The organism is Vandammella animalimorsus (assembly GCF_002288875.1).
GTDB lineage: Bacteria > Pseudomonadota > Gammaproteobacteria > Burkholderiales > Burkholderiaceae_C > Lampropedia > Lampropedia animalimorsus.
This window is the reverse complement of the sequence record NZ_NTBH01000004.1, coordinates 209,790-227,216: the sequence shown is the minus strand read 5'-3', so window position 1 is coordinate 227,216 and position 17,427 is coordinate 209,790. Positions and strand designations below refer to the sequence as shown.

The window sequence follows — 17,427 nt, the reverse complement described above, 5'->3', positions numbered from 1 at the left end:
ATGGGTAAACAAAGGTGAACGAAGACTGGGCCAATGGCCGGGTGCGCCCCCTCAAGGGGGCTGATGCAGCGCCGGTGCATACGCGGCAATCAGGCGCTCAAAGCCGTGTTGGGCATAGTCCAGCGCTGTGGGGTTGCGCAAAAAGCGCACTTCGTAATGCAACGCCAGCACCAGCGCATGGATCTCAAACACCAGTTGGGCGGGCGGTGCGTCAGGGTTCAAATGCCCTGCCGCTTGGCTTTGCGCCACGGCGCGCTGCAGTGCGTCCATCCAGCGGCGCACCGAGTGCTGCAGGGCCTGGCAGACGGGGCCTGGGCGGTCGTCGAAATCGACTGCGCCGCTGATGAACACCCCCGAATCCACGCCGGAGACGGTGTGCTGCATCCACAGCTGCACCATGCGCCGCAGCCGCGGCAGACCGTGCGATTGCTCCAGCGCAGGCTGGAAAACGGCCTGCGCAAAGCCTTGGTGGTATTGCTCGATGACGGCAATCTGCAGCTCTTCGCGCGAGCCGAAGTGGGCAAACACGCCGGACTTGCTCATGCCAGCCAGCTCGGCCAGCGCGCCGATCGACAGCCCCTCCAGCCCGACCTGGGCCACCAAGCGCAAGGCCGCGTCCAGAATCGTCTGACGGGTTTGCTGCCCTTTGTGGGAGATGGCAGCAGAAGCACTACGGGGGCGCACACTGGTCATGGCTGGGTAGAAAAAAGCACGGTCGTTCTATTTTAGGGATAAAGCATGGCCTGTACAGCCCGATGGCACCAAGATCAGTGAAAACCTGGATGCCCAGCGCCTGGCGGGGGCGGACAATCGGGCGGCCTGCGCCGGTCTGGCGCTGGCTCGCAGGCAGGCCAGCAACTGCCTTTTACCGAGAGAGCACCGATGACTTCTTCCCTTGAGCCAGCGCTGCAATGCCTGAACCAGATGCAGCAGCGCCTACAGCAATTGCGCCAGCAGCCGCAGCAGGCGGGGGACTTCAGCCAATGGGCGCTGGCGCAGTCTGATTTGCTGGGCGCATTGCCTGCTCAGTTTGGCGCCGTGCTGCGCGACTTGCTCAACCGGCTGGAGGCCAGTGCGATGTTTACCGAGGACAGCTGCTCCTTCAGTCAGGGAGAGCTGTACCAGAGCCTGCAGCTGTGGCTGGACAAGGCCGGCGAACGCCTGCGGGCTTGAAAGCCTGTTTGAAATCTCTTGCCCGCGTGCACTGAGATTTTGAACAGGTGCCGAGCCCTCGCTCTGGTGGGCGCTGACTGACACACGCTGTGGTGTGTTGTGCCCAAAGAAAAGGAGCGCCTGTGGCGCTCCTTTCGATGTCCGTCGTCCAATCAAGGCGCTCAATCGAGCTTGACGCCCGAATCCTCGACAACACCCTTCCATGTCTCGTAGTCCTGCTTGAGGAAGGCGCCGAAATCGGCGCGGCTCATGGTCTTGGGTTCTGCCCCTTGCTTCTGGATGGACTGGCGCACCTCGTCGCTATCCAGCAGGGCATTGACGGCCTCGTGCATGGCATCGGCCACGGGGGCGGGCACGGCCGCAGGGGCCATCACGCCATACCAGGTGCTGACGTCGAACTGTGCCACGCCTTCGATGCCCGATTCGGCCACGGTGGGCACATCCGGCAGGGAGGAGCTGCGCGCGGCCGAGGTCACGGCCAGCGGACGCAGCTTGCCGGCCTTGATTTGCGCCATGGCCGAGGGCACGGAGGACACCAGCAGCTGCACATTGCCGGCGATCACGTCCACCAGCGCGGGGTTGGAGCCCTTGTAGGGCACATGCACCAGGTCAATGCCTGCGGCGCCCTCGAACAAGTGGCCAGCCAGGTGGATGGAGGTGCCGTTGCCGGGCGAGCCGTAGGTGACGGTGCCCGGTTTGGCCTTGGCAGCAGCCACCACGTCGGCCAGGCTCTTGAAGGGCGAATCCACGCTGGTGGAAATCAGCACCGGCGAATAGGCCACGTGGGCGATGGGCGTGAGATCTTTGACCGGATTCCAACCCAAGTTTTTGTAGAGCCAGGGGCCGATGACCAGGTTGTCCTTCTGGCCAAGCACGAAGTCATAGCCTTCGGCCGGGGCCTTGACCGCCTCGCCAATGCCCAGTGTGCCGCCCACGCCGGGCTTGTTGTCGGCCACGATGTTCCAGCCCTTGGCTTCGGTGAGCTTGCTCGACACTAGGCGCGCCAGGATGTCGGTGCCGCCGCCGGGCGGGAAGGGGACGATCATGCGGATGGGCTTGCTGGGCCAGTCTTGTGCGCTGCTGGCCTTGGCATCCTGCGCGGCGGCAGGGCCCAGGCCAATCAGGCAGGCCAGGCCGATGGTGGAGCCGAGCATCAGTTTCTTGAACATGGCAAATCTCGCTGAGTGTGGGGAAATGGCGTGAGAGAAGGGGGAGGGCAGCACGCTGCACAAAAGAAGTTGGCGTGCCAAACGCGCTAGCTTACACAAGAAAAGCGCCTGCAGCCCCAAGCGCTGGGTTGCTGGCGCATGGCCTGCTGCCGGATGTTCAAACAACCAGCTCGTTGAGCGCTGGGGCGCTGCCGCTGCGGGCCTTGAGCGGGCGCTTGAACAGCACGACGAAGGCATTGCCGGCCACCTCGCCGCGCTCAGCCGTGGGGCGCTCGATGCGCTGGTAGCCGATGCTGGCGCCATGGCGCTCGCACAGCTCCTGGCACAGGAACAGGCCCAGGCCTGAGGAGCGGCTCTCCGACGAGAAAAAAGGCTCGAACAAATGCTGCTGCACGGATTTTTCCAGCGGCGCGCCGTCGCTCCAGACCGTGAGCATGGCCTGGCCGTTGGCGCCCAGCTGCGTGAAGACCTGCAATGAGTCGGCGTGCGGGCCCATGTAGCGCAGCGCGTTGTCCAGCAGGTTGACGAGGATGCGGCGCAAATGGTCGCGGCCGAAGGCCACATGGGCTGCGCCAGCGGCCAGCTGAAGCTGCAGCTGGCGGCGCTGCGGTTCGTGGCGCTGCCAGTCGTATACGCACTCGCGCACCCACTCGTCCAGTGCCAACACCTCGGCATGGTCGGCGGCGCTGGCTTGGCGCTGCACGCGCGCCACGTCCAGAATGTCCTCGGCGATGCGGCGCAGGCGCTCGGCATTTTGGCGAATCATCTCGGTCAGGCGCTGTGCGCCAGGGTCTTGCAGATCCTCGGCCAATAAGGTGTTGGCTTGGATGATGGCGCTGAGCGGGTTGCGGATCTCATGGGCCACGGCGGCCGACATGCGCCCCATGGAGGCGAGTTTCTCTGTACGCACCTGGGCCTCAACCTTGCGCAGATCGCGCAGGAACATCACGCAATGGGCGCTGGGTGTGGCATGTGCGCCCCTCCTGGGCGGCAGGCTTTGGGTGATCCAGGAGCGGGCGTGGATGCCCACCGGGCTGGCGCCGGGCGGCAGCAGGCTCAAATCGGCCACTTGCGGCGCCTGGCGCCGCATCGTGACCTTGGCCATGGCCACCAGCGGGCGCCAGACGGGCTGCTGATTCAGATCCAGCGGCATGCGGCTGTCAGGCGGCAGGCCCAGGATGTCCAGCGCGGCCGGGTTGCTCGAATGCACCACCATGGCCTGGTCAATGACCAGTACGCCATCCTCCAGGTTGCTGATGACCAGCGCGTTGACCTGGCTCTGGCGCAGCGCGGCCTCGCGGCTCTTGCGCCCCTCCTGCTCCTCGCCCAACAGGCGCGAGGCCATCTGGTAAACCAGCAGGCCCAGCATGAAAAAACCCAAGCCTGAGAGCAGGGCCTGCAAGATGAGCTGTGGGCTGGTGGCCGCATCGCCGGGCCACAGCAGCGGCCAGGCCAGCACGGCAAAGACCCCCAATACGGTGGAGATCAGCACAACGAAATTGCCCAGTGCCGCCGCCATCAGCACGGGCAGGCCCAGCAGCGGCAGAAGGCTGACATCGTTGCCTCCGTGCCAGTACAGCAGCAGGCCGCAGAACACTACGTCCACAGCCAGTGTGAACAGCCAGTGCAGGGCCGGTGCGCGGCGTGGCTGGCATGGGCCCAGCAGCCAGCGCGTCAGCGCCGCCAAGAGCAAATAGCCGACGCACAGCCACAGCGCGGCATTGTTGATCTGATTGGTAATCAGGCGCTCGGTGCCCAGCAGAAACAGCAGCGCCAGCGCCAGCATCATCCGCGCGGTCAGAAAGCCGCGCCACAGGCGCTGGAAAGGGCCGGGTGCGGCCTCGGCAGAGCGGGACAGCCCCAAGGCTGCGCGCCAGAAACCCATGCTCAGCTCCCCTGTTGCAACTGCCGGGCCAGGTGGCGGTGCTCGCGGCACAAATGGCGGCCTTGCCCGCTGGGGGTGGCCAGGCGCTGATCGACCTGCGCGCCGCAAATCTGGCAGGGCACCATGGCGACTGGCTCAGGTGGCAGGGCTGGCCGAGCCTGCGCTTCTGTCATGCGGCTGCGTCGCAGCCGCGCCCAGACCAGTACAGCCACCACCAGCACCAGGCTTGTGAGAAAGAGTTTTTGCAGCATGAGAAAACCGATCAGTGTTGCCTGTGTGGCTGGGTGCTCTCGCGGGGGGAGAGCGAAAAGTGCATAACACGCTCTAGCGCTGCAGCAGCACTTCCAGCACGAAGCGCGAACCCACGTAGGCCAGCAGGAGCAGCACAGCCCCGGCGTTGAGCAAGCGCACGGCCTTTTTGCCGCGCAGCCCTTGGCGCCAGCGCGCCCACATCAAGGCTGCAAACGTCAGCCAGGCCAGCGCGGCGAAGACTTCCTTGTGGCGCCAGGCCCAGGCACTGCCATTGACTTGCTCGCCAAAGAAGAACCCGGCGATAAACGTGGCCGTCAGCAGCGCAAACCCCGCCTGGGCGAAGCGAAAGGTCAGACGCTCCAGCGCCAGCAGCGGCAGTTCGGTGTCGTGCTGGCCGTCCAGGGCGCTGCTGGCCGTGCGCATGCGCTTTTCAGCGCGGCGCATCAGCCAGCCATGCGCCACGGCCGCAGCAAACAGGCCATACGAGGCAATGCCCAGGGCCAGGTGTACGGCCATCCAAGGGCTGGTCTTCTCGTTGAGCGCCTGCCCAGGGAACAGCGCTCCGATCAGCACCGACAGCGCACCCATCACCATCAGCCAGCGCTGCGCAGGCAGGCGCGGCAGAACTTGGTATTCGATCGCATACACCGTCAGCACCAGCCAACCCGTGACGGAAAGCGCCGGGCCAAAGCCGAAATGCAGGCCGTGCTGTAGAAACCCCAGCGCAATGACCAGCAAATGCAGCAGCCAGGCGGCCAGCAGCGCCAGGCGCGGCGGATGGCCCTGGCTGCCGCGCAAGGCCAAGGCCGCAGTCAACAAATAAGCCGTGGCTGCGGCGATGGCCAAGGCCATGGGGGGGCCTGCAGGTGCGCTGGGTACAATCATGTGCAAAGTGTACTGCGCTGCTTGCGCGGCCCGTGGCGATGCCATCCGCACATGGCATCGCCACGGGCGTTTTGGCCCTGCGGCATGTTGGCCGCCCAGCCCGGTCGCTGCTGCCGGGCTTTTCCTATGGAGAATCTCGACCATGGCATCTGCCCTGAGTGACAAGCTCTCGCGCCTCGTCAAGGAGATGCGCGGCCAGGCCCGCATCACCGAGGCCAATGTGCAGGACATGCTGCGCGAAGTGCGCATGGCGCTGCTGGAGGCGGACGTGGCCCTGCCCGTGGTGCGCGACTTCATTGCCCGCGTCAAGGAAAAGGCCCTGGGCCAGGAAGTCGTGGGCTCGCTCAAGCCTGGCCAGGCGCTGGTGGGCATCGTCAACCAGGAGCTGGCCGCCACCATGGGCGAGGGCCAGGCCGAGCTGCGCCTGAACGTGCAGCCGCCAGCGGTCATCCTGATGGCCGGCCTGCAGGGCGCGGGCAAGACCACCACCACGGCCAAGATCGCGCGGCTGCTGCGCGAGCGCATGAAGAAAAAGGTGCTGACCGTCTCGGGCGACGTGTACCGCCCGGCGGCCATTGAGCAGCTCAAGACTGTCACGGCCCAGGCCGGGGCCGAGTGGTTCCCCAGCACGCCCGAGCAAAAGCCGCTGGACATCGCCCGCGCCGCGCTGGACTATGCCAAGAAGCATTACTTCGATGTGCTGATCGTCGATACCGCCGGGCGCCTGGCCATCGACGAGGTGCTGATGGAGGAAATCAAAGGCCTGCATGCGGCGCTGCAGCCAGCTGAGACGCTGTTCGTCGTCGATGCCATGCAGGGTCAGGACGCGGTGAATACCGCCAAGGCCTTCAGCGAGGCGTTGCCGCTGACGGGCATCGTGCTGACCAAACTCGATGGCGACTCGCGCGGCGGCGCGGCGCTGTCGGTCAAGCACATCACCGGCGCGCCCATCAAGTTCGCTGGCGTGAGCGAGAAGATCGACGGCATCGAGCTGTTTGATGCCCAGCGCCACGCCGGGCGCATCCTGGGCATGGGCGACATCGTGGCGCTGGTCGAGCAGGTCTCGGCCGGCGTGGACATGCAGGCTGCGCAAAAACTGGCCGAGAAAGTCAAGAGCGGCGATGGCTTTGACCTGAACGACTTTCTGATGCAGCTGCGGCAGATGAAGCAAATGGGTGGCCTGTCCTCGCTGATCGAAAAGCTGCCCGGTGAGCTGGCCGACAAGGCCGGGCAGGTGGACATGGCGCGCGTCGAAAAGGACGTGCGCCGCAAGGAAGGCATCATCTGCAGCATGACGCCGCAAGAGCGCCGCCGCCCTGATCTCATCAAGGCCCAGCGCAAAAAGCGCATCGCCGCCGGCGCTGGCGTGCAGGTGCAGGAGGTCAACTGCCTGCTCAAGGAGTTCGAGCAGATGCAAGGTATGATGAAAAAAATGAAGGGCAGCGGCATGCTCAAGATGATGAAAAAGCTCGGCGGCGTCAAAGGCCTGTTGGGCGGCGGTGGCATGCCCAAGCTGCCGTTTTGAGGGCGTGTGCTGAAAGCCCAAACCCATTTCGTGCACAAGCCCCTGCGGGGGCTTTGTCTTTGTTCTTTGTGTTTCTTTGTGCTTTTGCCGCGGCTGCGCGCTGCCGCTGGCCTGAGCAGCCTGCCCGTTTTCTGTGATTGCCATGAACCAGTTTCCTCCCATCCGCAAGGCCGTCTTCCCCGTTGCCGGGTTGGGCACGCGCTTTCTGCCTGCCACCAAGGCCGCCCCCAAGGAAATGCTCAACGTGGTGGACAAGCCCATCATCCAGTACGCGGTCGAGGAGGCCTACGCCGCAGGTATCCGCCACATGGTGTTTGTCACCGGCCGCAGCAAGCGCGCCATCGAAGACCATTTCGATACCGCCTATGAGCTGGAAAGCGAGCTGGAGGCCGCTGGCAAGACCGCCTTGCTGGAGCTGGTGCGCAGCGTGCAGCCCAGCGACATGGTGTGCACCTATGTGCGCCAGCCCCGCGCGCTGGGCCTGGGCCATGCCGTGCTGTGCGCTGAACCGCTGGTGGGCCAGGAGCCTTTTGCCGTGCTGCTGGCCGACGACTTGATGACCGGCAGCAACGGCGGCCCCAATGTGCTGATGCAGATGGTGCAGGCCTACCAGCGCAGCGGCGCCTCGGTCCTGGCGGTGCAGCAGGTGCCCGAGGACCAGGTCTCGCGCTACGGCATTGTGGCTGGCACGGCGCTCGATGGGCAGACCACCCGCGTCGAGCGCATCGTCGAAAAGCCCCAGCCCGAGCAGGCCCCGTCACGCTTGGCCGTGGCCGGGCGCTACATCCTCTCGGGCGCGATCTTCGATGAAATCCGCAGGCTGCCTAAGGGCGTGGGCGGCGAGATTCAGCTCACCGACGCCATCGCGCAGCTGCTGCAACACCAGCCCGTGCATGCGCTGGCCTACGACGGCAAGCGCTACGACTGCGGCAGCAAGGAAGGCTTTTTGCAGGCCACGGTGGAAATGGCCTTGCAGCACCCGCAGGTGGGCGCGTTCTTCCGCGATTACCTGCGCCAATTGCCGCTGGCTGAGCAGCCCGGGCGCTGAGCGCCATCATCCAAACAACAGGCCCGCCTGCAATGCTGCAGGCGGGCCTGTTGTTTGGGGCAGGCGTTGCCGCCCGGCCCGATCAGTGGTCGTGATCGTGCTTGGACTCAAACGTCAGCGAGGACATCATGCTCACTGTATCGGCCTCGCTCTTGTTGGCGTGCGCCACGCTGTGCTCCACGGCCAGCACGTTGAAGCCTTCGCGCGCCACCTTCAGCTCGGCGCGGCCTTCGGCGTCGGTCGTGACTTCATCGGCATCGTGGTCGAAGAAATCGACGCTGACCTTGGCGCCAGCCAGTGGCTTGCCTTCATAAAGCACCTGCACGCTCAGCTTGTCGCCCTCCTCCAGCTTGGCAGGGTTGACGGCCGGTACGATCTCCAGCGCATAGCCCAGGGCTTTGACCGGCTCGCGCGCGTTTTGGTAGCTGACCGAGTACATCAGCCCCAGCATGGCTTTTTCCACCTTGGCCGGATCGGCAGCGGCGCTGCGCGGCTGGTTGTGCCACTTGCCGTCCGCCCCCTTGTGCCAGAAGCCGCTGCGCAGCGTATAGCCCAGCACGCCGGGCTTGTCGGCCTCCAGCGTGGCGTAGCGCTGCTCGTGCGGCACGACCTTGGCCTCCACGGCGTTGCCGTTTTTGTGGGCGCGAGCATCGATCACCTTGGCCGGGTCATACGCATCGGTATCCGTCGCGTCGTGGCCGTACATGATGGTGCTCTGGCCATGGATATGGGCCAGCCAGGTGCCATGCGCATGTGCTGTGCCGGCCAGCAGCCCGGCCCCAGCCAGCGCCAGTGTGGCCAGGGGCAAACGATGCCAAGTGGTGCGAATCATGCTGAATCCTTTCTTTCAAAGTCGCAGATGAGAATTGATTTCATTCATAATGATGCCTGAAAAATTCCATCGGTTTGCGCTGGCGCGGGCCATTTGCTTCCTTTCAAGGACATTCACACCATGTTCACCACCGCTTTTCATCCAGGCCCGCTGCGCCCATTGGCCTGGGGCCTTTCGCTGGCCTTGTTGCTGGGCTCTGCATCGGCGCTGGCCCATGCGCCGCGCCTGAAGTGCCAGCCCGATGGCAGCACGCACGTGCAGTGCGAGGGCGGCTTTTCCGACGGCAGCGATGCCAAGGGCGTGGAAATCTCCGTGCTCTCCTACGAGGACAAGACGCTGTGGAAGGGCGCGCTGGACGCCCAATCGCGCGTGCGCTTTGAGCGCCCCAAGCAGGACTTCTATGTGCGTTTTGAAGGCGGTGAAGGCCATACGCTGGAAGTCGATCAGGATGACATCCGCTGAGGCCTGCGCGGTGCTGCCCGGCGGCTGCGTGCAGCAGGTGCCGCCAGCCAATGCGCGCCAGGAGGCGCGCTGGGTGCTGGCCACCGCCGCCTTGGTGGTGGCGTGCAGCGCCCTGGTGGTGCTGTGGCACCACCGGCACGGCCCCGGCCACACGGCCTTGCAGGCCCACCGGGTGGATCTGGCGCTGGATCTCTCCGCCGCCGAACAGGGCGCTTACACCGATTTGCAGGCCGTGCTGGATGAATGGCTGGCCGCAGGCGCTGCGCTGCCCCCGCCCGAGCCCGCGCATTGGGCGGGTGAAGGCTGGGCGCCCTTTGCCAATGATTTGGCGGCCCAGCAGCGCGGCCCGCGCCAGTGGGCGCTGCTGCACAGCCAAGGCCGCTATGCCTATCTGGGCATGCCTGTTACTGCCCACAACGCCAGTGCGGCCAGCCACGCGGCGGCGCGTGCCTGGCTTTGGCGCCTGCCCTCAGCCGGGGCCGAAGCTGACGCCAACGTGGTCGATGTGTGGCTGCACGCCCTGCCTGCCCATCCAACGCCTGCTGTGCTCACCCCCGCAGGGCTGGACGATGCCAGCCTGATCGGCCAGGGCTGGCGGCAGGTGGCCGCGCACCTGCACGCCCATTTGCATGGGCAGCCGCAACCCGCGCCGACTGGCGCGCGCAGGCATTGAGGTGTTTGCCCTGGCAGCCCGGCTCGGCGTCAATCTTCTTTTTCACCCCTCTTGCTTTGACATTGGCATGAACGCTTGGTCATCCCACCCCATCCCCCGTGCGCCGCAGGCTGGCGCGCCTGCCATCACCCGCCGCCGTGCCGCCGCCAGCCTGGCCGCGCTGGCCGCCAGCGCCTGTCTGCCTGGCCGCGCTGCCCGTGCGGATCAGCCCATGCGCGTGGGCATCACGCTGCACCCGTATTTCAGCTTCGTCAGCCACATCGTGGGCGATCGCGCCCAGGTGCTGCCGCTGATCGACGCGGGCTTCAACCCGCACGCCTACGAGCCGCGCGCCGAGGACATCAAGCGCATTGGCCAGATGGACGTGGTGGTGCTCAACGCCATCGGCCACGACGACTTCGCCAAGCGCATGATCGCCGCCAGCGACAAGCCCCAACTGCCCACCATCAACGCCAATGCCGACGTGCCGCTGCTGTCCACCATGGCGCTGGGCACACCGCAGGGCCGGGCAGTGAACCCGCACACCTTCATCTCCATCAGCGCGTCGATGATCCAGGTCAGCACCATCGCGCGCGAGCTGGGCAAGCTCGCCCCCGCGCACGCGGCCTTCTTCTCAGACAACGCCCGCGCCTACAACCGCCGCCTGCGCAAGCTGCGCGCCGATGCGCTGGCCCAGGTCACGCAGGCGCCCGATGCCAGCTTTCGCGTGGCCACCGTGCACGGCGCTTACGACTATTTGCTGCGCGAGTTCGGCCTGGAGGTCAGCGCCGTGGTCGAGCCCGCGCACGGCATGGAGCCCAGCGCCGCCCAGCTCAAAAGCATGGTCGAGCGCATGCGCGCGCAAAACATCCGCGTGCTGTTTGCCGAGCAGGACAACCCCGGCGGCTTTGTGCAGACCTTGGTGCGCGAGACCGGCGTGCGCGTCTATCCGCTCACGCACATCTCGCACGGCCCCTACACGGCGGGCAAGTTTGAGCAGGACATGGCCCACAACCTGAACACCGTGGTGCGCGCCATTCAAGAATCGCGGGGGCCGCGCGCATGAATGCTCCCTTGAGGGCCCCGATGACGGCCCCCGTGCCCCCAGCCGCCGGCCCGGCCGTGCGGCTGCAAGGCGTGGGCCTGCAACTGGGCGCCACGCGCATCCTGCAAGGCATCGACTGGCAGGTGCAACCCGGCCAGGTGCACGCGCTGGTCGGCCCCAACGGCTGTGGCAAGAGCAGCCTCATCAAGACCGTGCTGGGCCTGATGCCGCACGAGGGCCAGGTCACCCTGCACTGGCCCGGCGCCGCGCCCGGCGTGCTGGCCTATGTGCCGCAGGCCATCGAGTGCGACCGCACCCTGCCCATGACGGTGCAGGACTTCATGGCCTGCATGCTGCAAACGCGCCCGCTGTACTGGGGCATCCGCCGCAGCGTGCGCGAGCGCATCGCCGCCGCGCTGGCCCAGGTGGGCATGGCGCACAAGGCCAGCCGCCGCATGGGCGATCTCTCCGGCGGCGAGCGCCAGCGCGTGCTGCTGGCCCAGAGCCTGGTGCCGCCAGCGCAACTGGTGCTGCTGGACGAGCCCATGGCCGCGCTCGACCAGGCGGGCATTGCCGTGTTCGAAAGCCTGCTGGCCGCCTGGCGGCAGGCGCGCGCCACCGTGCTGTGGGTGGAGCACGACCTGGGCGCCGTGCGCCGCCTGGCCGATCACGTCACCGCGCTGCGCCAGGGCCGCCTGCTCTGGAGCCGCCCGCCCGCCGCGCTGCACGATGCCGAAGTGGTGCTGCAACTGTTCGCCCGCCGCGGCCCGGCCAGCGAGCAGGCCGATGGCAACACCGACACTGACACCGAAACGGCTGCGCACAGCGCCGCCCGCGCACCCGCACATCCCCCCGCCGAGGAGCTGGCTGCATGAACACGCCCCACTTGCTCGACACCGTGCACCAGGCCCTGCAATCGGGCGTGGCCGCCGGCTGGCTGCCCGCCATGCTGCAATACGGCTTTGTCGTCAACGCGCTGCTCGCTGGCCTGCTGCTGGGGCCGCTGCTGGGCGGCCTGGGCACGCTGGTGGTTGTCAAACGCTTTGCCTTCTTCTCCGAAGCCGTGGGCCACGCCGCGCTGACCGGCATCGCCATCGGCATCATGCTGGGCGAGCCGCCCGCCAACCCCTACGGCAGCCTGTTCGGTTTTTGCATCCTGTTCGGCCTGCTGCTGAACTACTTGCGCGGGCGCACCGGCCTCTCGCCCGACACGCTGATCGGCGTGTTTCTGGCCGTCTCGCTGGCGCTGGGCTCCAGCCTGCTGCTGTTGCTGGCCGCGCGCATCAACATCCACATTCTGGAAAACGTGCTGTTCGGCTCCGTGCTCACCGTCGATGGGCGCGATCTGAGCGTGCTGCTGGCCATCACCGCTCTCACGCTGGCCGCGCTGCACCGCAGCTATAACCAGGCCATGCTGGCGAGCTTTCACGCCCCGCTGGCGCAGGCGCGCAAGCTGCCCGTGCAGTGGCTGGACTACCTGTTCGTGATGCTGGTCACCCTGGTCACCGTGGCCGCCGTCAAAGTCATCGGCGCCATCCTCGTGGGCGCGCTGCTGGTCATCCCCGCCGCTGCCGCCCGGCTGCTGGCGCACTCCATGCGCAGCTTCTTCTGGCTGACCGTGGCTTTTGCCAGCGCCTGCACCCTGGTGGGCATTGCCGTGCCCGTGGCGCTGGACATCCCCGTGCCCTCCGGCGCCGCCATCATCCTCTGCGCCGGCACGCTGTTCGCGCTGGCCGTGCTGCTGCGCCTGCGCGTGGCGCAGCCGGCCGTGTAGCGCCCCGCTGCCCATCGCCCGCTGCCTCTTGTGCCACGCCCCCACCGCCTGCCTGAAAGATCCGTCATGAGACCTGCCATACCCTTGCCACGCCCCCGCTTGCTTGCCCTGACCACGCTGGCCGCCCTGGCCTCGGCCCTGCTCGCAACGCCTGCCTTGGCCACCCACTCGGCCGCCAGCCCCGCAACCAGCGCTCCAGCCAGCGCCCCCGCCAACGCATCCGCCACAGCCCCAAGCGCCAGCCCTGCCACAACGCCTGCTACAGCGCCTGCCGCCGCCCCGCTGCGCGTGCTGGCCGCCCACCCGGTGGTGCACGGCCTGGCCCAGCAACTGCTGCAAGGCAGCGGCATCGAGCTGCTGCGCATGGCCCCCGCGCGCCTGCCCGCCAACCGCCTGCCCGCCTACCTGGCCGGGCGCGGGCAAGACGAACTCCTGGCCGCCGCCGCGCAGGCGCAGGCCGCGCTCACGCTGCGCTCCATCTGGCCCGACGACCAGCTCTACCCGCTGGCGCGGCGCGCCAACATCCGCATCGTGGAAATCGACGTGGCTCACCCCATCGAAGGCGACCTGCCCGGCGTGACCCTGCCCGCCCACCAGGGCGACCAGGGCGACGCCCCCGGCCATGCCGCCGCCAGCGTGCTGCACAACCCGCCTTGGCAAGACAGCGCCAACCTGGCCCGCATGGCCACGCTCATGGCTGACGCACTGGCGCGCCTGGCGCCCGAGGCCGCGCCGCGCCTGCAAGCCAACCTGGCCGCGATCCAGCAACGCCTGCAACAGGCCGAAGCCCAGGCCAGCCGCGCCCTGGCCCAGGCCAGCGACGTCTCCGTGCTGCTGCTCTCACCCCGCATGCAGGCCCTGGCCACCGCTTTGCAACTGGAGGCCGTGCCCTGGCAAGCCCCGGAAAAAGACGACGCGCTGCCCAAAGCCTTGGCCGAAGCCCTGGCACGCGAGAAACCGCGCGCCGTGCTGGCCCACGCCGCGCCTGACGACGCCGTGGCCCAAGCCATCGCCGCCAGCGGCGCGCAGCTGGTGGTGCTCAGCGAAAGCGCACCCGACCCCGTGGCCGCGCTGGCCGAGGCCATGCAGGCCGTGGCGCAGGCCCTGAGCACGCCCTGAGCACGCCATTGAGCGTGTCTTGATCGCCTGCTCAAATTCGTGGCGCGACAGGCCCGCAAGCGCCCAATGGCACTGGCATGCTGCCCTGCGCAGGGCATAAGGGGCGCGGATAATAGCGGGCTTTGTTTTTGCCTTCTGATGCCATGACCACTACTGCCGACACTCTGCTTTCGCAACTTCAGGCCATCGTCGGGGCCGAGCATGCCCGGCAGGGCGGCGACCTCAGCGCCTGGGAGCAAGACTGGCGCCAACTGGCCCAGGGCCGCGCGCTGGCGGTGGTCTCGCCCGCCAATACCGAGCAAGTCGCCGCCGTCGTGCAAGCCTGCGCGGCAGCCAAAAAGGCAGGGCTGGGCGTGTCCATCGTGCCGCAGGGCGGCAACACCGGGCTGGTGCTGGGCAGCACGCCCGATGACTCCGGCATGCAAGTGGTGCTCAGCCTGCGCCGCATGAACAGCGTGCGCGCCATCGACCGGCATAACCTCTCCATCACGGTGGATGCCGGCTGCATCCTGCAAAACGTGCAAGAGGCCGCCGCCGCCCAGGGCTTGCTGTTCCCCCTGAGCCTGGCGGCCGAAGGCAGTTGCGTCATCGGCGGCAATCTGGCGGCCAACGCGGGCGGCACGCAGGTGGTGCGCTATGGCAACACGCGCGAGCTGTGCCTGGGGCTGGAGGTGGTGACCGCCGATGGCCAGATCTGGCACGGCCTCTCGGGCCTGCGCAAGAACAACACCGGCTACGACCTGCGCCATTTGATGATCGGCAGCGAGGGCACGCTGGGCATCATCACCGCCGCCACCATGAAGCTCTACCCCCAGCCTGCGGCCGTGTGCTGCGCCTGGCTGGCCGTCGATTCGCTGGAGAGCGCCGTGGGCCTGCTGGCGCTGGCGCAGCAGCATCTGCACTCGGGCCTGACCGGCTTTGAAACCATGGAGAGCGATGCCCTGCGCCTGGTGGAAAAGCATATGCCGCACATGCGCATGCCCATTGATGTGGCCGCAGGCCAGGCCTTCGTGCTGCTGGAATACTCCGACGACGAAAGCGAAGACCGCGCCCGCGCGCGCCTGGAGGGGCTGCTCGAAGCGGCCTTCGAAGCCGAGCTGCTGACCGACGGCGCCGTGGCGCAAAGCCTGGAGCAAGCCCAGCGCATGTGGGACATCCGCGAGCACATCACCCTGGCCCAGGCGGCCGAGGGGCTGCACCTCAAGCACGACATTTCCGTGCCCACCTCCAGCATCCCCGCTTTCGTGCAGCGCGCCAAAGAGGCTTTGCAGCAGGCGCTGCCCGGCGCGCGCGTCATCAACTTCGGCCACCTGGGCGACGGCAACCTGCACTTCAACGTGCAAGCGCCCGAAGGGGCCGATCCGCGCCAGTTTGTCGATACCTGCCAGCGCCAGGCCGAAGCCGCCATTTACGACTGCGTGGCGGCGTTTGACGGCTCCTTCTCCGCCGAGCACGGCGTGGGCCGCCTCAAGCGCCACGATCTGGCCCGCTACAAAGACCCCGTGGCCCTGGGCATGATGCGCGCCATCAAAACCGCGCTGGACCCGCTCAACCTGCTCAACCCCCACGCCTTGCTGCCCGATGCGGCGGCCTGAGGCCAAGGCCATTCATGCCCTACCCCAAGCCATGGAAAAGCCATGCCGACCAACTGGCGCAGTTGATTGAGCGGGGCATGGCCGTCGCCGATCCGGCCCTCGCCGCAGAGAGCCTGGCGCGCATCGGCTACTACCGGCTTAGCGGCTATTGGTTTGCGTTTCGCCAGCGCAGTGGCGAGGTGTGCATGCTGGATGACAAGGGCGCCAAGCCGCGCCACGTCCGCACGCAGCGGCTGGTGCTGGACATCTTCCGCGCAGGCGCGACGTTTCAAAATGCGGTGGACCTGTATGTGTTCGACAAGCGCTTGCGCCTGCTGGCGCTGGATGCGCTGGAACGCATCGAAGTGGTTTTGCGGGCCGATATTGCCCACACGCTGGGCCAGCTCGACCCTTTCGCCTATATGAGGCCAGAGCTGTTGCACGCCGACTTCAGCACGCGCCTGGATCAAAACAGCGGCTTGAGCAAGCATCACACCTGGCTGAGCAAGCATGCGCAACTCATTGGCCGCTCCAAAGAGGAGTTTGTGCGCCACAACCGCGAAAAATACGGCCTGCCGCTGGCGATTTGGGTGGCTTGCGAGGTGTGGGACTTTGGCACCTTGTCAACGCTGTTCAGCGGTATGCGCGAAGGCGAGCAAGATGCCATTGCCAGCAGATACGGCCTGCGCAACGGGCGCATCTTCGCCACCTGGCTGCGCAGCCTGAACTACCTGCGCAACGTCTGCGCGCATCACAGCCGTTTATGGAACCGCAACATCGTCGATCAACCCAAGCTGCCCCCCAGCGATGAGCTGCCTTGGGTAGCGCCCTTTGAGCAAGACAATCACGCACGCGCGCGCTGTTTTCTGCTGCTGAAAATCATCCGCCATTTGCTGCGCGTCATCCATCCGCGCTCAAGTTGGCCAAAGGCGATGCGCCAGCACCTGCACTCCTTCCCGAATCTGGCGCATCTCGATCTCAACCTGGCGGGCATGGGCGCGCCAGATCATTGGGATGCTGCATGGTGAGCGCCTGCGCCCACAGCCAAGCCATGAAAAAACCCCTCAGCAGCTCTTCCAACCGAGGTTGGCGTCGCCGAGAGGGGCCGTGTTGGGGGCGATTCTAATTTTTTCCATTGAGCAACGCTATATAAACCCCCACGGTCAATCACCGTTTCAGAACTTGTACGCCCTCTATGCCCGCCACCAATCCCCCGCCCTCCGACCAATACGAAATCCTGCTGCGCCACGTGTTCGAGCACGGCACGCCCAAGGCCGACCGCACCGGCACGGGCACGCGCAGCGTGTTCGGCTACCAGATGCGCTTTGATCTGTCGCAGGGCTTTCCGCTGGTGACGACCAAGAAAGTCCACCTCAAATCCATCATCTACGAGCTGCTGTGGTTTTTGCGCGGCGATGGCAATGCGCGCTGGCTGCAAGAGCGGGGCGTGACGATTTGGGACGAATGGGCCGATCCGCAAACGGGCGATCTCGGCCCGGTCTATGGCGTGCAGTGGCGCAGCTGGCCCACGCCCGATGGCCGCCACATCGACCAGATCGCCCAGGTCATCGAGACTCTGAAACACAACCCCGATTCGCGCCGCATCATTGTCAGCGCCTGGAACGTGGCCGAGCTGGACCAGATGGCGTTGATGCCCTGCCACGCGTTCTTTCAGTTCTATGTGGCCGATGGGCGGCTCTCGTGCCAGCTCTACCAGCGCAGCGCCGATTTGTTTCTGGGCGTGCCCTTCAACATCGCCAGCTACGCGCTGCTCACGCACATGGTGGCGCAGCAAACGGGCTTGCAGGTGGGCGACTTCATCTGGACGGGCGGCGACTGCCACATTTACGACAACCACGTGCAGCAGGTGCGCGAGCAACTCTCGCGCACGCCTTACCCGTATCCGCAACTGCACATCGCGCGCCGGCCAGCGTCGATCTTTGATTACGCCTACGAGGATTTCGAGGTGCGCGATTACCAGCACCACCCGGCCATCAAGGCCCCGGTGGCGGTGTGAAGGCAAGCCAGCGCC

18 protein-coding genes are annotated in these 17,427 nt (G+C 66.5%); 12 read left to right on the top strand and 6 right to left on the bottom strand.

Features of this window, described 5'->3' with window-relative positions; translation table 11 throughout:
• Nucleotides 1-51: 51 nt before the first annotated feature.
• Nucleotides 52-693: a TetR/AcrR family transcriptional regulator gene (locus CLI93_RS08015; RefSeq protein ID WP_095541588.1), complete on the bottom strand. Its 642-nt coding sequence runs from the start codon at nucleotides 691-693 to the stop codon at nucleotides 52-54.
• Between the two features lie 189 nt (nucleotides 694-882).
• Here CLI93_RS08015 and CLI93_RS08010 point away from each other — a divergent pair, with 189 nt between their 5' ends.
• Nucleotides 883-1,173 carry a hypothetical protein gene (locus CLI93_RS08010; protein WP_095541587.1) on the top strand — a complete coding sequence of 97 codons (291 nt, stop codon included), beginning with the start codon at nucleotides 883-885 and terminating at the stop codon, nucleotides 1,171-1,173.
• A gap of 161 nt (nucleotides 1,174-1,334) precedes the next feature.
• On the opposite strand, the gene CLI93_RS08005 is transcribed toward CLI93_RS08010, so the two are convergent.
• The 4 genes from CLI93_RS08005 to CLI93_RS07990 all read right to left on the bottom strand — a co-directional run bounded on the left by CLI93_RS08005 (nucleotide 1,335) and on the right by CLI93_RS07990 (nucleotide 5,364).
• Nucleotides 1,335-2,342: a Bug family tripartite tricarboxylate transporter substrate binding protein gene (locus CLI93_RS08005; protein WP_095541586.1), complete on the bottom strand. Its 1,008-nt coding sequence runs from the start codon at nucleotides 2,340-2,342 to the stop codon at nucleotides 1,335-1,337.
• A 157-nt stretch (nucleotides 2,343-2,499) separates the two neighbouring features.
• On the bottom strand, nucleotides 2,500-4,227 hold the full coding sequence (locus tag CLI93_RS08000) for a sensor histidine kinase (protein ID WP_095541585.1): 1,728 nt from the start codon (nucleotides 4,225-4,227) through the stop codon (nucleotides 2,500-2,502).
• Nucleotides 4,228-4,229: 2 nt separating this feature from the next.
• Nucleotides 4,230-4,478, bottom strand: coding sequence for a hypothetical protein (locus tag CLI93_RS07995; RefSeq protein WP_095541584.1), 249 nt, complete (start codon nucleotides 4,476-4,478; stop codon nucleotides 4,230-4,232).
• 73 nt (nucleotides 4,479-4,551) lie between these two features.
• Entirely contained in the window at nucleotides 4,552-5,364 is an 813-nt protein-coding gene (locus tag CLI93_RS07990) for a cytochrome C assembly family protein (protein ID WP_095541583.1), read from the bottom strand.
• 142 nt (nucleotides 5,365-5,506) lie between these two features.
• Between CLI93_RS07990 and ffh the strand changes: the two genes are divergently transcribed.
• Nucleotides 5,507-6,889, top strand: a complete 1,383-nt coding sequence (gene ffh / locus CLI93_RS07985; protein ID WP_095541582.1) for a signal recognition particle protein — start codon at nucleotides 5,507-5,509, stop codon at nucleotides 6,887-6,889.
• Nucleotides 6,890-7,031: 142 nt separating this feature from the next.
• Nucleotides 7,032-7,937 (top strand): UTP--glucose-1-phosphate uridylyltransferase GalU, encoded by a 906-nt coding sequence (gene galU, locus CLI93_RS07980; protein WP_095541650.1) that lies wholly within the window; start codon nucleotides 7,032-7,034, stop codon nucleotides 7,935-7,937.
• 82 nt (nucleotides 7,938-8,019) lie between these two features.
• Here the strand turns inward: galU and CLI93_RS07975 are convergent, their stop codons facing one another.
• On the bottom strand, nucleotides 8,020-8,769 hold the full coding sequence (locus CLI93_RS07975) for a DUF4198 domain-containing protein (protein ID WP_095541581.1): 750 nt from the start codon (nucleotides 8,767-8,769) through the stop codon (nucleotides 8,020-8,022).
• 120 nt (nucleotides 8,770-8,889) lie between these two features.
• Between CLI93_RS07975 and CLI93_RS07970 the strand changes: the two genes are divergently transcribed.
• From CLI93_RS07970 to CLI93_RS07930, 9 genes are all read left to right on the top strand, one after another.
• On the top strand, nucleotides 8,890-9,231 hold the full coding sequence (locus CLI93_RS07970) for a hypothetical protein (protein WP_095541580.1): 342 nt from the start codon (nucleotides 8,890-8,892) through the stop codon (nucleotides 9,229-9,231).
• Nucleotides 9,218-9,904, top strand: coding sequence for a DUF6162 family protein (locus tag CLI93_RS07965; RefSeq protein ID WP_095541579.1), 687 nt, complete (start codon nucleotides 9,218-9,220; stop codon nucleotides 9,902-9,904). The genes CLI93_RS07970 and CLI93_RS07965 overlap by 14 nt, the downstream gene beginning before the upstream one ends.
• Nucleotides 9,905-9,971: 67 nt before the next feature.
• Nucleotides 9,972-10,949 (top strand): metal ABC transporter solute-binding protein, Zn/Mn family, encoded by a 978-nt coding sequence (locus tag CLI93_RS07960; RefSeq protein ID WP_095541649.1) that lies wholly within the window; start codon nucleotides 9,972-9,974, stop codon nucleotides 10,947-10,949.
• A 20-nt stretch (nucleotides 10,950-10,969) separates the two neighbouring features.
• Nucleotides 10,970-11,803 (top strand): metal ABC transporter ATP-binding protein, encoded by an 834-nt coding sequence (locus CLI93_RS07955; RefSeq protein WP_095541578.1) that lies wholly within the window; start codon nucleotides 10,970-10,972, stop codon nucleotides 11,801-11,803.
• Nucleotides 11,800-12,702 (top strand): metal ABC transporter permease, encoded by a 903-nt coding sequence (locus CLI93_RS07950; protein WP_095541577.1) that lies wholly within the window; start codon nucleotides 11,800-11,802, stop codon nucleotides 12,700-12,702. Before CLI93_RS07955 ends, CLI93_RS07950 begins: the two co-directional genes overlap by 4 nt.
• Nucleotides 12,703-12,786: 84 nt before the next feature.
• On the top strand, nucleotides 12,787-13,821 hold the full coding sequence (locus CLI93_RS07945) for a metal ABC transporter solute-binding protein, Zn/Mn family (RefSeq protein WP_143326995.1): 1,035 nt from the start codon (nucleotides 12,787-12,789) through the stop codon (nucleotides 13,819-13,821).
• Nucleotides 13,822-13,964: 143 nt separating this feature from the next.
• Complete coding sequence (locus CLI93_RS07940; RefSeq protein ID WP_095541575.1) at nucleotides 13,965-15,416, top strand: FAD-binding oxidoreductase; 1,452 nt, start codon at nucleotides 13,965-13,967, stop codon at nucleotides 15,414-15,416.
• A 14-nt stretch (nucleotides 15,417-15,430) separates the two neighbouring features.
• Nucleotides 15,431-16,423: an Abi family protein gene (locus CLI93_RS07935; protein ID WP_095541574.1), complete on the top strand. Its 993-nt coding sequence runs from the start codon at nucleotides 15,431-15,433 to the stop codon at nucleotides 16,421-16,423.
• Nucleotides 16,424-16,590: 167 nt separating this feature from the next.
• Complete coding sequence (locus CLI93_RS07930) at nucleotides 16,591-17,412, top strand: thymidylate synthase (protein ID WP_095541573.1); 822 nt, start codon at nucleotides 16,591-16,593, stop codon at nucleotides 17,410-17,412.
• The last annotated feature ends 15 nt before the right edge of the window (nucleotides 17,413-17,427 follow it).

Bases quoted from the DNA above. Each gene is read 5' to 3' on its own strand.
- CLI93_RS08000 (WP_095541585.1), bottom strand. From the start codon at position 4,227: ATGGGTTTCTGGCGCGCAGCCTTGGGGCTGTCCCGCTCTGCCGAGGCC.
- CLI93_RS07970 (WP_095541580.1), top strand. From the start codon at position 8,890: ATGTTCACCACCGCTTTTCATCCAGGCCCGCTGCGCCCATTGGCCTGG.
- CLI93_RS07960 (WP_095541649.1), top strand. From the start codon at position 9,972: ATGAACGCTTGGTCATCCCACCCCATCCCCCGTGCGCCGCAGGCTGGC.
- CLI93_RS07965 (WP_095541579.1), top strand. From the start codon at position 9,218: ATGACATCCGCTGAGGCCTGCGCGGTGCTGCCCGGCGGCTGCGTGCAG.
- CLI93_RS07940 (WP_095541575.1), top strand. From the start codon at position 13,965: ATGACCACTACTGCCGACACTCTGCTTTCGCAACTTCAGGCCATCGTC.
- CLI93_RS08010 (WP_095541587.1), top strand. From the start codon at position 883: ATGACTTCTTCCCTTGAGCCAGCGCTGCAATGCCTGAACCAGATGCAG.
- galU (WP_095541650.1), top strand. From the start codon at position 7,032: ATGAACCAGTTTCCTCCCATCCGCAAGGCCGTCTTCCCCGTTGCCGGG.
- CLI93_RS07955 (WP_095541578.1), top strand. From the start codon at position 10,970: ATGACGGCCCCCGTGCCCCCAGCCGCCGGCCCGGCCGTGCGGCTGCAA.
- CLI93_RS08015 (WP_095541588.1), bottom strand. From the start codon at position 693: ATGACCAGTGTGCGCCCCCGTAGTGCTTCTGCTGCCATCTCCCACAAA.
- CLI93_RS07990 (WP_095541583.1), bottom strand. From the start codon at position 5,364: ATGATTGTACCCAGCGCACCTGCAGGCCCCCCCATGGCCTTGGCCATC.
- CLI93_RS07975 (WP_095541581.1), bottom strand. From the start codon at position 8,769: ATGATTCGCACCACTTGGCATCGTTTGCCCCTGGCCACACTGGCGCTG.
- CLI93_RS07995 (WP_095541584.1), bottom strand. From the start codon at position 4,478: ATGCTGCAAAAACTCTTTCTCACAAGCCTGGTGCTGGTGGTGGCTGTA.
- ffh (WP_095541582.1), top strand. From the start codon at position 5,507: ATGGCATCTGCCCTGAGTGACAAGCTCTCGCGCCTCGTCAAGGAGATG.
- CLI93_RS07935 (WP_095541574.1), top strand. From the start codon at position 15,431: ATGCCCTACCCCAAGCCATGGAAAAGCCATGCCGACCAACTGGCGCAG.
- CLI93_RS07950 (WP_095541577.1), top strand. From the start codon at position 11,800: ATGAACACGCCCCACTTGCTCGACACCGTGCACCAGGCCCTGCAATCG.
- CLI93_RS08005 (WP_095541586.1), bottom strand. From the start codon at position 2,342: ATGTTCAAGAAACTGATGCTCGGCTCCACCATCGGCCTGGCCTGCCTG.
- CLI93_RS07930 (WP_095541573.1), top strand. From the start codon at position 16,591: ATGCCCGCCACCAATCCCCCGCCCTCCGACCAATACGAAATCCTGCTG.